We start from the raw sequence: 14,500 nt of genomic DNA on the forward strand, positions 1-14,500 counted from the left end.
GTTATCTTCCTGTTTACATATAGTTAACGTCGCGGCTAGTGTATGACATCCGTCATCAGCACGGCAAATCCTTTTAATACTTACCTGCGAGGTTCAGGGAATGCGAAATCTGCGAGTCTATGAAGAAGCCTGGCCGTTACATACTCCGTTTGTGATCGCCCGCGGCAGCCGCAGCGAGGCAAAAGTCGTGGTGGTGGAGATTGAAGAGAATGGCGTCAAGGGGACAGGTGAGTGCACGCCCTATCCTCGTTACGGAGAGAGTATAGCCTCGGTGATGGCGCAGATTATGGCGATTGGCGAACAGATTGAACGCGGCGTCTCTCGTGAGCAGATTCAGCACCTGCTGCCCCCCGGGGCCGCGCGTAACGCCGTGGACTGCGCGCTCTGGGACTGTCAGGCGCGCAGCGCGGGTAAGAGCATCGCGCAGCTGTTGGACGTGACGCTGCCCAACCGGGTGGTTACGGCGCAAACGGTGGTTATCGGCACGCCGGACCAGATGGCGGCGAGCGCGGCGGCGCTGTGGGAAAAAGGGGCCACGTTGCTAAAAGTGAAGCTCGACGATCATCTGATTAGCGAGCGATTGATTGCCATTCGTGAAGCGGTTCCGCAGGCAACGCTCATCGTGGATGCCAACGAAGCCTGGCGCAGCGATGGCCTGGCCGAGCGCTGTCAGCTGCTGGCGGATATCGGCGTGGCGATGCTGGAACAGCCGCTTCCGGCTGGGGCCGATGAAGCGCTGGAGAATTTTATCCACCCGCTGCCCATTTGCGCCGATGAGAGCTGTCATACGCGCGACAGCCTGGCGGCGCTGCGCGGCCGCTATGAGATGGTCAATATCAAACTGGATAAGACCGGCGGTCTGACCGAAGCGCTGCTATTGGCTGAGGAGGCGGAGCGCCTGGGATTTGCGCGGATGCTGGGCTGCATGCTGTGTACCTCAAGAGCCATCAGCGCGGCGCTGCCGCTGGCGCCGCTGGCCCGTTTTGCTGACCTCGATGGCCCGACCTGGCTGGCGGTGGACGTTGAGCCGGCGCTGCATTTTAGCACCGGCGTGCTTCATCTTTGAGGATGCCAGTGCAGTAGGTCCGTCATCGCCTGAAGGTATTTATCCGTCGCCTCGTCGGCGGATATCGGCGGGAATTCGGCGGTGATGCAGGGCAGGCCGATATCCGCGCACCAGCTGCCGAAGGAGCCGGGCGTTTCATAGCCGACGCTGCCCACCAGCGGCAGGCTGAACGCCCCGGCAAGCCACAGCCCCAGCGCGCTGTGGCCGGGGTCTTCAATACAGGCCAGCGGATCGTGAAACGAGACCACCCACGCGGGATGGATCTGGTGGATCAGCTGGCACAGCGCCTGGGTTTCCGGTTCTGAACCAGGTTTTTCGCCGGTGAGCAGAACCACATCGCGCTGTTCCGCCGCGCTGTTCCAGCGATAGACCGTTTCGCCTTCTTTCCAGTTTGCCGCCGGAAAATTCCGGTTCAGGTCGATGCCGCGCGCGTTGGCGCGCAGCCCCAGCTGGCAACCGTCCGGGTTGACCGCCAGCACGACATGATGGCGGCGCAGCTCGGGTTTGAGCGTACGTAGCGCGCAGGAGAGGGTGACAATCGATGCGTTTTCATCGCCGTGGGTACCGGCAAGGATCAGGCCGCTGCGGCTATCGGCCAGCGGTGCAGGGAACCACAGCAGCGGTGCGCCGAGGTGAGACTGGCCATAGCGTTGTGTGCCGGGCGGAAAATCACCGCGCTGAGGGCGAGGACGAGAAACGGGCATAGGGCATCCTGTTGTCAGGTTATTTTTCAGCAGTGTTGTGTAAAACCGTCCCGGAATCAAATAGTTTCCAGCGAGGACGAAATCAGCATATATGTCAACTTTCTTTCACAAGCCGTTTGCAATTTCAGGTGATGAAACAAATAATTATCGCACTGCCAGCTCTGGTTTTTTTATTTTAAAGGGGATCTTATGAAGTATCCTGTCACATTGACATGCGGCGCGCTGTGGTTAGCCAGCGTCTCTTCTCTTGCCTGGGCGGCCGATGTCCCGCCGGGCACCGTATTAGCCGAAAAACAGGTGCTGGTGCGGCACATTAAAGATGAACCCGCCTCCTTAGATCCCGCCAAAGCCGTCGGTCTGCCTGAAATTCAGGTTATCCGCGATCTTTTTGAAGGTTTAGTCAATCAGGACGAGAAAGGCAATCTGATCCCAGGCGTGGCGACTCGCTGGCAGAGCAATGATAATCGCGTCTGGACATTTACCCTGCGCGATAACGCCCGCTGGTCCGACGGAACGCCGGTAACGGCGGAGGATTTCGTCTATAGCTGGCGGCGGCTGGTTGATCCTAAAACCACCTCCCCGTTTGCCTGGTTTGCTGCGCTGGCCGGAATCGCCAATGCGCAAAATATTATTGATGGTAAAGCCGCGCCGGATACCCTCGGCGTCACCGCCGTGGACGCGCGTACCTTGCGCGTGCAGCTGGATAAACCGCTGCCGTGGTTCAGCAATCTGACGGCGAGCTTTGCTTTCTATCCGGTGCAGAAGGCTAACGTGGAGAGCGGCGACAACTGGACGCGTCCGGGAAGCCTGATTGGCAACGGCGCGTATGTCTTAAAAGATCGCGTGGTGAATGAAAAGCTGGTGGTGGTTCCCAATACGCACTACTGGGATAACGGCAAAACGGTGATCCAGCAGGTCACATTTACGCCCATTAACCAGGAATCGGCGGCCACCAAACGCTATCTGGCCGGCGATATCGATATCACCGAGTCGTTCCCGAAAAATCTGTACCAGAAGCTGCTGAAGGATATTCCGGGGCAGGTCTATACCCCGCCGCAGCTGGGCACTTATTATTACGCGTTTAACACGCAGAAAGGGCCAACCGCCGATGAGCGCGTCCGCCTGGCGCTCAGCATGACTATCGATCGCCGTCTGATGGCGGAGAAAATTCTGGGTACCGGCGAAAAACCGGCCTGGCGCTTTACCCCGGACGTGACCGCAGGCTTTACCCCGCAGCCGACGCAAATCGAGAGCATGAGCCAGGCCGAGCTGAATGCCCAGGCCAAAGCGCTGCTGCAGGCGGCGGGCTACGGTCCGAACCGTCCGCTGAAGCTGACGCTGCTGTACAACACCTCGGAGAACCACCAGAAAATCGCGATTGCGGTGGCTTCCATGTGGAAGAAAAATCTGGGCGTCGACGTGAAGCTGCAAAATCAGGAGTGGAAAACTTATATCGACAGCCGCAATACCGGCAACTTCGATGTGATTCGCGCCTCATGGGTCGGGGACTACAACGAGCCGTCGACGTTCCTGTCGCTGCTCACCTCGACCCACAGCGGTAATATCTCCCGTTTCAACGATCCGGCCTACGACAAAATTCTGACCCAGGCGGCGCTGGAAACATCGGAAAAGGCGCGCAATGACGATTACAACGCGGCGGAAAAAATCATTATGGCGAAAGCGCCCATCGCGCCGATTTATCAGTACACCAACGGGCGTCTGATTAAACCGTGGCTGAAAGGGTATCCGATAGCCAATCCGGAGGACGTGGCCTATAGCCGCACAATGTATATCGTGAAGCACTGATGCGTACTGACCTCCTGCTAACATCAGACAACCATCGCTAAACCCATAACTGGCGCGGTTTACAGCGCCAGTTTCTCCTTTCGCATTCCGAGTATCTTCACCCAGGTCGTTTCAGCTCCAAATTCCCACTTTCCGATGCTGTTATTCGTTCGGGATTAAAGCAGAGCCCGTCAACTCAGTGAACAACTTTAGCTCGCGCGCGTTGCAGGCGTCGCAACGTAATAGTACTGGCACCAGCAACCAGAGGCACGCCTTGCCCGGCTGTTGCTAATACAACAGGCGGTGTGCATCAGTTGGCGCATTCGCAACAGCTCTTGCGCAAGCCAATTTATTAAAGCCATTGATTAACATGAATTAAATAATGCGCAGCCTTTGGCATGATTATCGCTAACACCCATATAACAAAATTAAAATAACTCTTCGATAAATATCGAATATGGTTATATAGGAAATGGATAATGACGCAGAAAGCTGACGAAAATATCAACATATTGGCGTTCTCTCGCCGTAGGTTGCTCTCGCAGAGCAACCTTAGCGGAGAAAGCGAGGAATGGCCGGGCGACTATCGGCAGGCAACGCTGGCGCTGATCTCCGGCTGGACCGGTATTGACTTCGGTCAGTATCGGCCGGACCAGGTGCTGAAATACCTGCATACCAACGCCATCCAGTCGGCGGTTGAGGCGTTTTCCACCGCCGACCCGAATCGTCAATGGACGGTGGAAGCGCTGGCGGACTGGGTGGGCATCGGCGGCTTTGGCCCGCTGCTCGTCGGCAGTGCGGAAACGGTGGCCGATGAACTGCAATCCTGGGTCGAGGAAACCGATGTCGATGGCTTCAATCTGGCCTACGCCGTGACGCATGAAACCTTCCGCGACGTGGTGGAGCTATTAATACCAGAGCTGCAAACACGCGGCGTCTTTAAGCAGGATTACCGGGAAGGCACGCTGCGTGAAAAACTGTTCGGCGCCGGGCCGCGCCTGACCGCGCCGCATCCGGGGGCAGACTACCGTCGCGGCGTGCGAAACGATGTCGGGGCGAAGGAGACGGCGGCATGATTGATATCGATAATCTGCATAAACGCTACCGCACGGCGGATGGCCGCGTCAGCGAGGTTCTGAAGGGATTATCGCTCAGGGTGCCCGCCAGCTCCATTACCGCGGTGGTAGGGCCGAGCGGCGCGGGGAAATCGACCCTGGCGCGCTGCATCAGCCTGCTGGAACGCCCCGATAGCGGCAGTATCAAGGTTAACGGCAAAGATTTGTCATTACTGTCAGGGGAGGCGCTGCGGCGTGAACGGCGCGCGATCGGCACCGTTTTTCAATCCTCAGCGCTGCTGAATCGCAAAACGGCGTGGCAAAACATCGCGGTGCCGCTGGAGTATCTGGGCGTGGTGGAACGCGACATTAAGGCGCGGGTCGGTGAACTACTGGAGAGCGTAGGGCTGAGTCACAAAGCGGAGGCCTATCCGTCCCAGCTTTCCGGCGGACAGCGTCAGCGCATTGGTATCGCTCGCGCGCTGGCATTACGTCCGTCGGTACTGCTGGCGGACGAGGCCACGTCTGGGCTGGATCCCCAGGCGACCGCCACGGTGCTGGGTTTGCTCCGACAGCTACGTGATGAGTACCGGCTGGCGATAGTCCTGATTACTCATGAAATGGATGCGGTACGCTCCGCGGCGGATGCGGTGGCGGAAATCCGCGATGGCGCGATAGTCCAGTACGGGCAGGTGAAAGAGCTGCTGGCCCGTCCGGATTCCCTGCTTGGTCAGCAGCTATTGCCGCTGTCGCCCATCGCTGTTAACAGCGATCTGCTGCTGCGCCTGAGTTATCGCTGGGATGTGCCGGTGGCGACTGACTGGATCAGCCGTCTGAGCCACCAGCATGCGCTACAGATAGATTTGCTAGGCGGCCATGTGGAAGTGATCAACGGTCAACTGGCGGGGCGTTTACAGGTCGGCGTCCGATTTCAGGGACAACGACTGTCAGCGGATCGAACGATCGCGCTTTTAGCGCAGCTGGGCATTGCGGCGGAAATCCTTGCTCATGCCCCCGAGCTACAGGAGGCGGTATGAAACCGACAGTGATAAGCCAGGATACGCCGTGGCATGAAATCCACACATTGCTGCTGCCTGCTTATGGTGAAACCTGGCTGATGGTTGCCATTGTGATGCTGTTTGTGGTGACCCTTGGCGGCGTGGTGGGCGTGGTGTTATTCAACGCCTCGCCGCGAGGATTATTTCCGCGTCCCGCGCTTTACCAGGTGCTTAACTGGGGCGTCAACATGGGGCGCTCTCTGCCCTTTCTGGTGTTAATGGCGGCGATTATCCCGTTTACGTTCTGGCTTACGGGCACCACTATCGGCATCCCTGCCGCGGTGGTACCGATGATTGCCGCTGGCGTGCCATTTTTTGGCCGTCTGGTGGAAAACGCCCTGCGCGAACTCCCGGCGGAGGTTACCGCGGTGGGGCTGGTGTGCGGCGGTTCGCGCTGGCAGATAATCCGCCACGCGCAGCTCAGCGAGGCGCTGCCTGCGCTGGTGGCGGCGGTCACGCTTAACCTGGTGTCGATGATCGAATATTCGGCGATTGCCGGCACTATCGGTGCGGGTGGGATCGGCTATCTGGCGGTCGTGTACGGCTATCAGCGTTTCGACAATCACATCATGATCGCCACCATTGTCGTGCTGATCGCCACGATTCAGATCATTCAATTCTTTGGCGACCGTCTGGTCAATAAGCTTCGCCACACTCAGGGGATTTCTTCATGACAACAGAACAGTTTGAACTCCGTAAAGCCCGCCGCTGGCCATGGCTGGCGGCGCTGGCAGCGATCGCGGCGCTGGCCGTCGCGTTCTGGTGGTGGCGCGGATACGCGCAGGCGCCGCAGGTCGTTTTCGGTACGACGTTAAAAATTCACTACGAACCGGCGATGGCGGGCGAGCAGCGAATTATTGAGTACATCAGTCAGCATATTGCGCCCGATTATGGCCTGAAGCTGGAGGCGGTGGGCGTACAGGATCCGGTACAGGCGGACAGAGCCGTGGCGGAGGGGCAGTATGCCGGCACTATCTATCAACATCAGTGGTGGCTTAAGCAGGTGGTGGACGCCAACGGTTTTGCGCTTTCGACGACCGTACCGGTTTTTCAGTGGGCCTTCGGGATCTATTCCGACCGCTATAAATCGGTACAGGATTTGCCCGTCGGGGCGACCCTCGTCGTGCCGGATGATGGCGCTAACCAGGGGCAGGCATTATGGTTGCTGCAAAGGATAGGGTTAATCTCACTCGATCCGGCGGTTGAGCCGCGCACGGCGAAACTGAAAAATATTGTCGGCAACCCGCACAAGTTCAATTTTAAAGAGCTGGATTTATTAACCATGCCGCGTGCGCTGAATTCGGTGGATGCCGCTATTGGTTATGTTTCACAATTTGATGCCGGAAAAGTCCCGCGGGAAAAAGGCATATTATTCCCGCCTGCGCCTAAAACGTTTGCCTCGCAGTTAGTCATCGGTACACCGTATTTATCGCAGGAGAATATTGTTAAATTAAAACAGGCTTTTTCCGATCCGCGTATTCAGACGTGGTTAAAGACCACTGACGATCCGCTGGTCAAAGACGTACTGGTTCCGGTCTCAGCAAACTAAGGCATCATTGATGAAACGATAATAACCGGACGGGCGTTTGCTCGCCCGGTTACTGGCGTTATTATTTATTAACTTATTGAATATATTGATAATTATATGATTATTTATTGTTTTTAATATGCTAAAGCCCGGCTTATAACCAGAGTCACCTGCACAATTATATAAGGTAAATAATATGAGTACTCTGTCTGTTGATAATGCTGGCGCCGTTTCGGCGCCGGTGAGTAGCGTCGGGGATGTGGCGCGATTAATTAATTCCGGCAGGGAGCAGAGTAAATATGCGCGGATGATTGTATTCCTCGCGCTCGGCGGTGTATTCCTCGACGCTTATGATTTAACCACGCTCTCTTACGGTATTGATGATGTGGTGCGGGAATTCCAGCTCTCGCCGTTTTTAACCGGCATTGTCACCTCGTCAATAATGGTCGGCACGATTATCGGTAATTTAATCGGCGGCTGGCTGACGGATAAATATGGCCGTTATTCGGTGTTTATGGCCGATATGCTATTTTTTGTGGTATCGGCGATTGCGGCGGGACTGGCGCCGAATGTCTGGGTATTAATCGGCGCTCGGTTTCTGATGGGGATTGGCGTCGGGATCGATCTCCCGGTCGCCATGTCTTATCTGGCCGAGTTTTCCCGCTTTAGCGGGAAGGGTAATAAGGCCGCGCGGCTCGCGGCCTGGTGTCCGATGTGGTACGCCGCCTCGACGGTCTGTTTTTTAATCATCTTTGGGCTCTATTTCCTGTTGCCAAAAGAACATCTGGACTGGCTGTGGCGCGCATCGCTGCTGTTCGGCGCGGTTCCGGCGCTGCTGATTATTGCCGTGCGCAGCAAATTCATGAATGAATCGCCGTTATGGGCGGCCAACCAGGGCGATTTGACCTCGGCTGTGCGTATTCTGCGCGACTCTTACGGGATCAACGCTCACGAAGCACCGCCAGAACGTCCTGCTCCACCGCCTAAAGTGAGCTTTCGCGTGCTATTTGCAAAACCGTACCGCGAACGCACTATTGTCGCCGGAGTGATGAACGTCTGTATCTCATTTGAGTATACGGCGATCGCCTTTTTCCTGCCGTCCATTCTCGCCCAATTCCTTGGCGCTGGCGTGTTCGAAACCATCTCCGCTTCGCTGGGACTCAATGCGCTGTTCGCCTTTACCGGAGGGCTGCTGGGGATGCACCTGGCATGGAAATACCCGTCGCGACACGTCGCGATCGCCGGGTTCGCACTGCAGTTTATCGCCCTGATCGTCCTCGCGCTGGTGGGGCAGCCGCAGGCCGCGCTGGGTGTAGCGCTGGCGATTGCGATGCTGGGGCTGTGGCTGTTTGCCGAGGGCTTTGGTCCCGGCGCGCAGTTGATGATCTATCCGGCGCTTTCATACCCAACCGCGATTCGCGCCACCGGGGTCGGCTTCAGCCGCGCGCTTTCCGGTATTGGCAGCGCGCTGGCGCTGTTTGTGCTGCCGCTGCTGCAGGCATCGCTCGGTACGCAAATGTTCTGGGTCGTATCGCTGGCCGCCATTATCCCAATTTTCTTCCTGCTCGCGGTACGCCATGAGCCTACCCAATATGACATTGACGACAGCCACCATTGAGGAACAGAAAATGACTTTACTCTCTACCGGCACCGACTATGAACAGCTGGCGGCGACCTTCCGACCGATTTTTGCTCGTATCGCGCAGGGGGCGGCGGCGCGCGAACAAAACCGCATCCTGCCCGATGAGCAGATCCGCTGGCTGAAAGAGGCCGGATTTGGCACGGTACGCATTCCGCGGGAAAAGGGCGGCTGGGGCGCGTCGTTGCCGCAATTAATTGCGCTGCTTATTGAGCTGGCTCACGCCGACTCCAACCTGCCGCAGGCGCTGCGGGCGCATTTCGCCTTCGTTGAAGACCGCCTCAATCAACCTGACTCGCCGGCGCGCGATCGCTGGTTCCGTCGCTTCCTCGACGGCGAGCTGGTGGGCAGCGGCTGGACCGAAATCGGCGCGGTCAGGCTGGGGGAGGTTTTCACCCGCGTAACGCCCGTTGAAGGCGGCTGGCGGCTGGACGGTGAGAAATTCTATAGCACAGGTACGCTGTTTGCCGACTGGATAGATGTTTTCGCCCGGCGCAGCGACAACCAGGGCGATGTGATTGCGCTGGTCAGCACGAGCCAGGCCGGCGTTGAACGCGAGGATGACTGGGACGGCTTCGGTCAGCGTCTGACCGGCAGCGGCACGACCCGCTTCAAACAGGCGCAGGTGGAGCAGGATCACGTCTACGACTTTGCGCAGCGCTTTCGTTATCAGACCGCGTTTTATCAGCATATCCTGCTGGCGACGCTGGCGGGAATTGGCCTGGCAGTTGAGCGTGACGTCGCCGAAGGCGTGAAAAAGCGGACCCGGATGTACAGCCACGGCAATGCCGCCGTGCCGCGCGACGATGCGCAGGTACTCCAGGTTGTGGGACAAATCAGTAGCTGGAGTTGGGCGACGCGGGCGGCGGTATTGCAGGCGGCGGAATCGTTGCATCAGGCCTACCTTGCGCATGCCAGCGGCGACGAAGCGCTCATTGAACAGCGCAATCGCCTGGCTGAAGTCGAAGCGGCGCAGGCGCAGGTGATTGCCAGCGACTGGATCCCGCGTGCGGCCACCGAGCTGTTCAACGCCCTCGGCGCGTCGGATACGCGAGTGAGTAAGGCCCTGGATCGGCACTGGCGCAACGCGCGCACCGTGGCATCGCACAATCCGGTGATTTATAAGGCGCGAAATATCGGTAACTGGTTGGTTAACGGCGAAGCGCCAACATTTATCTGGCAGATTGGCGACGGCGAGAAATCGCAGGGCTGAGAAACACGGCGAAGGAGCCTCTCCGTAAGGATCGTTGGCACTCCCATCACGATTGAGCGAGGGAGCATCCCCCGGATCATGGACGACTGGGGGCAGTAATCATGCCGGGTTTGGCTGGCTAACACCCCAGTATATTGGGTACGGATAAAGTAACGGGGCTACACTTCCTTCATCAACATTGTACGTAAGGGAAAACGACATCAGGGCAGCGGTGCGCTGGAGACGCTGGTGCAGGACGGCGACCTTTTCGCAGATATTGCAATACGGTCTGACTCTTAAACAACAAATAGCTACCGAAAATGCGGCAAGAAATTGCCGCATGCCACTCTTTAACGTGTTAAGAAGATGGCTGAGGTCCAAATCCGGGACTGGTCCTTTTGCCTGGCACTGATGAAGAACGGATGTTCCCGTTTTTCTGACAGGATAAGTTCAGAAAGTGGAATTTCGCCGCTGATATCACGTGGAAGCGGCTGTTCGGTAACCAGTTCAATATCTACCTGAAGTTCGGTGCCTGGAAGCGTAAAAGTCTCTTTGCCTGCAATCAGAAGCGTTTGACCATCAATATCCGTTTCAAAAACCGGCGCCCAGGCATGTGGTTGTGGCAAAAGCGGATCGCCCACTTTGATATAGCTACTGATGTCCAGATGAACGTGTATTTTTGCTCCGGCCAGCCCACCGGTACTGACAGTAACTGTGTCGCTGTCACCATTGGTGTCGGTCCGCAAGCCAATCTGTGTATGACTTTTACGCCAGACGGTCTGCTCCGGGTGATCTGCGCCCGAGAGGGAAAACGCATTGATTGGTGTCCCTGTGACCTCAATATGTCCCGTCCAGTAAGCACCCCGATAGCGGTCCTTAATGCGTGCACCCCCCAGACGCACCCGGAACTGATATTTAGAGCGCCCAAATTCCGCGTGCAAATCGCGATGCCATACCTCTCTTTCTCCATCGTAAAGCGTTACCGCTTCCCAGCCCGCATCGCCTAACAGACGATAACGCAGTACATCTGCTGAACTGAATTCCGCTACATCTCCCATCAGCGCATCGCCCGCACGCAACTCGGCATAGCTTCGTTCACCTGTTGTGGCATAGGTGTGGCGGGCACGAAGCGCTGCAGCCACACCTTTTCTGTCGAATTGTTCAGCAAGTACGCCAGTCAGGCCTCCACGGGATCCGAAGACGGCTGTCGCAGGCACGCCACCACCACATCGCCCCTGATGTTCATCGCTGTTGGCGGTCGCGCCCAGACGATAGCCCCGTTCGAGCGCCTCGGCATAGACCCAGTGAAACTGCCCCCAGGCGGAACCGACTTCTATCAAGCGCTCCAGCTCCGGGTGATGCCAGTCCAGGTTGCAGCGACGCCCGCCAACATGCGGGATTAACAGATGTTTGTGCGGTTCGCGTGCGTAGGCCGCATAAAGTTCATCAAGTGGCCATGCACCCGGTTTGATGGTTCCGGCAGTGAACTCATTCCACTCGAATGAACGCACCAGCCGCCCCTGATTATCAAACGGGAACTGAGGTTCATCATCTTCAAGGAACACCACATTATGATCGCCACCGGCGCAGGTATTACCGCACCACTCGGTACCGGAATAGCAGACAAAACTGTCTGGCTGGTTCAGCGCATTAATCAGCTTTACCGCCTGCTTCCAGCGCGCTTCAGTCACGTTAAAATCGTTGGCGGTATAGCCAAGAATATCGAGACCGGCGACATCACGCCCGTAGCTGAGGTTATACAGCGTGTCGTTGGTACCAACCGTGTCATCAGAATGCACATGAAGATCGGCATAGAGCGGGCGCAGACCTGTGGGGTTTCCTCCACCGTTATCCATCCTTTGCCTTCCAGCAAGGGCAGCGTGCCCAGTGCGGCGCTGAACGACCATTCTCCTGCGCAGAGATGCAAATCGCTGATACGCGCAATCGCCCAGCCCTCTTCGGCCAGCCGGAAATCATGATGCTCTGTTTCACCTCCCGATGAGGTCAGCGTCAGGCGTCCTGCCAGCGGCAGGCTCCGGCAGGTATTCCCCCAGCGGTCATCCAGCCGGACGATAACGGAGAAAGGCGTTTCAGGTGTCAGCAACCTTGGCGCGATCGCGGCAAGAGAAGCGGGCTCACCGGGCACGATATCCAGCAGCGTATCGCCGGGTACCTCAGCAAATTTTGAGCTCCCCAGCGGATCAACAAACAGGCGGAAGCGGAAAGCTTTCTCAACGAAACTCTGTACACGCGTACCGCCCCCGCCATGGCGCCGATCGCCCAGGCGGATAATGATTTTGTCTCCCGGATTGATGTAGCCATCAATAATGTCGATCAGAATGGCTTTCTGGAACGGACGCTCGTGCCCCTTCTGATCAAAACGCACCTTCAAATGCTGGACCGTGGCAGGGCTCTGTCCTGGCACTAGCGGGCCTGCCTGATACTCGGCGCTGACATAGTTGGCTGCCGAGGGATCGCTGGTCTGAAACAGCGCCCAGTCCGAGTAAAATTTAAAGGCGAGCTTCAGCCATGCGCCGTCAGCAAGCCCGCTGGCGCCCACGGTATATACCAGTTGGATCTCTTCCCACGCACCGGCAGTCAACTGAGTATGCGAGCAGGCCACACTGCCCAGAAACGGCCGGGCTTTATTCTGCTCATACAAGCCCTTCGGAGCGATGTAATCGCCTGCATCACGGATATCGAACTGACTCACATTAACCTCACAATTATTGGGCGCGCCAGCGCTGATAGCGCTGTTCAATGCGGCGAAAAACAAGATTTTCCATTAACCAGGCGATAAGCCCGATAAGGCAAATTCCCAGTAGTACCTGACTGCTGTTACCCGTCTGTCCGCCCATGGCAACCATCCAGCCTATGCCCTGAGAGGCGCCGAGCATTTCCGCTGCCACCAGCGCACGCCATGCCTGGCTGAATCCGATGCGCAGTGCGGCGGTGATAAATGGCAGGGAACTGGGCAGATAGACATGAAGAAGCAGTTGAAACGGTCGAGCTCCCAGCGTGCGTGCTGCACGCACTTCACCGCCACGGATGCCGCGGATCCCCTCCTGAATGGCCAGACACATCGGGAACAGCGCAGCGATGACAATCACCACCACGATGGAAACGAATCCCAGGCCGAAGATCAGCAGCATCAGCGGTGCCCATGCGATGGGCGGGATAGCCATAAACAGGCTGTTCAGTGGCGTAAGGAACTCCCTGACGCGATCGGAAAGTCCGGCGCTGACGCCAAGAATCAGTGCCAGCAGCACGGCAGTCAAAAAGCCGGTGAATTCTTCCAGCAGGCTGGCCTGTAGCTGACCCCAGATGGAACCATCACTGAACCAGCGTATGGCTTCCCGCCATACGTCCCAGGGTTGCGGCAACACATAAGAGGGATAGTGACTCGCAACGATAACCCAGACCATGAGTAACGCGGGCAGGGAAGCCCAGCCCCAGTTTGGTTTGAACTTCACTGCGTTATCCCTGCTTTTGTCAGCCACTGCGTATCAACAAATTCATTCAGCTCTGGCGCCTTTTGCATGTAGCCCAGCGTCTGTGAGTCCTTCATCAGCTGCTCAAAAAAGGCGCCATCTTTCTTCGTCAGTGACACAGACCACTCAATACGTTTACGGGCTTCCTGAACCAGCGCCTCCGGCGGCAGCGTTTTACCGTCAGCGGTTTTAATGGCCCGCAGCTTAAACGCATCGGCCATGATCCGATCGGCTTCTGCAGGATGCTGATTGATAAAATCCACTGCTTTCTGATGCGCACGGATAAGCTTCACTACATCGTCCGGGCGGTCCTTCAGGGTCTCCGGTAACGCCATCAGTACATACCACGGATAACCCGGTTGGACTTTGTTTACATCGAGCAGCAGTCTGGCGTCGCCGCGCAGCAGTGCTTCGCTGACAAAGGGCTCCCAGGTGAAGGCTGCATCCACAACGCCCTGCTGCAGCGCAGCGGGCATGTTACCGGCGGGCATACTCAGGATCTGAGCATCTTTGTCAGCAACCAGACCTGCCTGCTGTTGCAGCACCACACCGCGCAGCAGAACATCCATTCCGCTCCCTTTTTTGACGCCAGCGATGCGTTTGCCTTTTAGGTCAGCCAACCGGGAAATAGCACTCTGTGCGGGAACGATCAGCGCGGCCTGTCCGCTGTTCACCTTAGCGATAATTTGCCCCTTGAGCCCGCGCGAAAACCACTGGAATACCGGTGTCGCACCCATATAGGCTGCATCAAGTTCATGCGCCGCCAGCGCCTGACTGATGACGGGACCATCACCAAAGGATTTAAGCTCGACGGTCAGCCCTTCCTGCTGATAAAAACCCTCTTTCTCGGCGATAAGTGCAGGCGCGTTGGCCAGCGCATAGACCCAGCCAATACGCAGCGGCTGGGAATCCGCAGCGTCAGCAGCATTGAATAAAACCCCTGATATCAGCACAGCAAGAAATGATTTACCCATTTGATTGA

Annotated in this window: 12 protein-coding genes and 1 pseudogene; 8 read left to right on the top strand and 5 right to left on the bottom strand. The window is 57.2% G+C overall.

What is annotated here, in order from left to right:
- The first annotated feature begins 100 nt into the window (after positions 1–100).
- Positions 101–1,066, top strand: coding sequence for an L-Ala-D/L-Glu epimerase (gene ycjG, locus BJF97_RS12910; RefSeq protein ID WP_032692726.1), 966 nt, complete (start codon positions 101–103; stop codon positions 1,064–1,066).
- Here ycjG and mpaA read toward each other — a convergent pair.
- Positions 1,057–1,770, bottom strand: a complete 714-nt coding sequence (gene mpaA / locus BJF97_RS12915; protein WP_025106996.1) for a murein tripeptide amidase MpaA — start codon at positions 1,768–1,770, stop codon at positions 1,057–1,059. The two genes, ycjG and mpaA, sit on opposite strands and share 10 nt — an antisense overlap.
- Before the next feature lie 189 nt (positions 1,771–1,959).
- Here mpaA and BJF97_RS12920 point away from each other — a divergent pair, with 189 nt between their 5' ends.
- The 7 genes and pseudogenes from BJF97_RS12920 to BJF97_RS12950 all read left to right on the top strand — a co-directional run bounded on the left by BJF97_RS12920 (position 1,960) and on the right by BJF97_RS12950 (position 10,048).
- Entirely contained in the window at positions 1,960–3,576 is a 1,617-nt protein-coding gene (locus tag BJF97_RS12920; RefSeq protein ID WP_009653393.1) for a peptide ABC transporter substrate-binding protein, read from the top strand.
- A gap of 569 nt (positions 3,577–4,145) precedes the next feature.
- Positions 4,146–4,631: pseudogene (locus tag BJF97_RS12925) on the top strand (coenzyme F420-dependent N5 N10-methylene tetrahydromethanopterin reductase-like protein); the annotation flags it as partial.
- Complete coding sequence (locus BJF97_RS12930; RefSeq protein WP_014229034.1) at positions 4,628–5,647, top strand: methionine ABC transporter ATP-binding protein; 1,020 nt, start codon at positions 4,628–4,630, stop codon at positions 5,645–5,647. The pseudogene BJF97_RS12925 and the gene BJF97_RS12930, both read left to right, overlap by 4 nt.
- Positions 5,644–6,342 carry a methionine ABC transporter permease gene (locus BJF97_RS12935; protein ID WP_014229035.1) on the top strand — a complete coding sequence of 233 codons (699 nt, stop codon included), beginning with the start codon at positions 5,644–5,646 and terminating at the stop codon, positions 6,340–6,342. Before BJF97_RS12930 ends, BJF97_RS12935 begins: the two co-directional genes overlap by 4 nt.
- A complete protein-coding gene (locus tag BJF97_RS12940; protein WP_014229036.1) occupies positions 6,339–7,217 on the top strand; it encodes a MetQ/NlpA family ABC transporter substrate-binding protein in 879 nt (292 codons plus the stop codon). The genes BJF97_RS12935 and BJF97_RS12940 overlap by 4 nt, the downstream gene beginning before the upstream one ends.
- A 175-nt stretch (positions 7,218–7,392) precedes the next feature.
- Positions 7,393–8,814: an MFS transporter gene (locus tag BJF97_RS12945; RefSeq protein ID WP_014229037.1), complete on the top strand. Its 1,422-nt coding sequence runs from the start codon at positions 7,393–7,395 to the stop codon at positions 8,812–8,814.
- Positions 8,815–8,824: 10 nt separating this feature from the next.
- Positions 8,825–10,048 carry an acyl-CoA dehydrogenase family protein gene (locus BJF97_RS12950; protein WP_014229038.1) on the top strand — a complete coding sequence of 408 codons (1,224 nt, stop codon included), beginning with the start codon at positions 8,825–8,827 and terminating at the stop codon, positions 10,046–10,048.
- 329 nt (positions 10,049–10,377) lie between these two features.
- On the opposite strand, the gene BJF97_RS35100 is transcribed toward BJF97_RS12950, so the two are convergent.
- From BJF97_RS35100 to BJF97_RS12965, 4 genes are read right to left on the bottom strand one after another with little or no spacing between them, the layout of a single operon-like run.
- Positions 10,378–11,826 carry a DUF3604 domain-containing protein gene (locus tag BJF97_RS35100; RefSeq protein WP_228706708.1) on the bottom strand — a complete coding sequence of 483 codons (1,449 nt, stop codon included), beginning with the start codon at positions 11,824–11,826 and terminating at the stop codon, positions 10,378–10,380.
- Positions 11,715–12,740 carry a hypothetical protein gene (locus BJF97_RS35105; RefSeq protein WP_228706704.1) on the bottom strand — a complete coding sequence of 342 codons (1,026 nt, stop codon included), beginning with the start codon at positions 12,738–12,740 and terminating at the stop codon, positions 11,715–11,717. Before BJF97_RS35105 ends, BJF97_RS35100 begins: the two co-directional genes overlap by 112 nt.
- Positions 12,741–12,753: 13 nt before the next feature.
- Positions 12,754–13,500, bottom strand: coding sequence for an ABC transporter permease (locus tag BJF97_RS12960; protein ID WP_014229040.1), 747 nt, complete (start codon positions 13,498–13,500; stop codon positions 12,754–12,756).
- Positions 13,497–14,492: an ABC transporter substrate-binding protein gene (locus BJF97_RS12965; protein WP_014229041.1), complete on the bottom strand. Its 996-nt coding sequence runs from the start codon at positions 14,490–14,492 to the stop codon at positions 13,497–13,499. The genes BJF97_RS12960 and BJF97_RS12965 overlap by 4 nt, the downstream gene beginning before the upstream one ends.
- Between the last annotated feature and the right edge of the window lie 8 nt (positions 14,493–14,500).

Source organism: Klebsiella sp. LTGPAF-6F, assembly GCF_001753185.1.
GTDB lineage: Bacteria > Pseudomonadota > Gammaproteobacteria > Enterobacterales > Enterobacteriaceae > Klebsiella > Klebsiella michiganensis.

Excerpts from the sequence above, each read along its gene's own strand:
- ycjG (WP_032692726.1), top strand. The coding sequence starts at position 101 with ATGCGAAATCTGCGAGTCTATGAAGAAGCCTGGCCGTTACATACTCCG.
- mpaA (WP_025106996.1), bottom strand. The coding sequence starts at position 1,770 with ATGCCCGTTTCTCGTCCTCGCCCTCAGCGCGGTGATTTTCCGCCCGGC.
- BJF97_RS12920 (WP_009653393.1), top strand. The coding sequence starts at position 1,960 with ATGAAGTATCCTGTCACATTGACATGCGGCGCGCTGTGGTTAGCCAGC.
- BJF97_RS12930 (WP_014229034.1), top strand. The coding sequence starts at position 4,628 with ATGATTGATATCGATAATCTGCATAAACGCTACCGCACGGCGGATGGC.
- BJF97_RS12935 (WP_014229035.1), top strand. The coding sequence starts at position 5,644 with ATGAAACCGACAGTGATAAGCCAGGATACGCCGTGGCATGAAATCCAC.
- BJF97_RS12940 (WP_014229036.1), top strand. The coding sequence starts at position 6,339 with ATGACAACAGAACAGTTTGAACTCCGTAAAGCCCGCCGCTGGCCATGG.
- BJF97_RS12945 (WP_014229037.1), top strand. The coding sequence starts at position 7,393 with ATGAGTACTCTGTCTGTTGATAATGCTGGCGCCGTTTCGGCGCCGGTG.
- BJF97_RS12950 (WP_014229038.1), top strand. The coding sequence starts at position 8,825 with ATGACTTTACTCTCTACCGGCACCGACTATGAACAGCTGGCGGCGACC.
- BJF97_RS12965 (WP_014229041.1), bottom strand. The coding sequence starts at position 14,492 with ATGGGTAAATCATTTCTTGCTGTGCTGATATCAGGGGTTTTATTCAAT.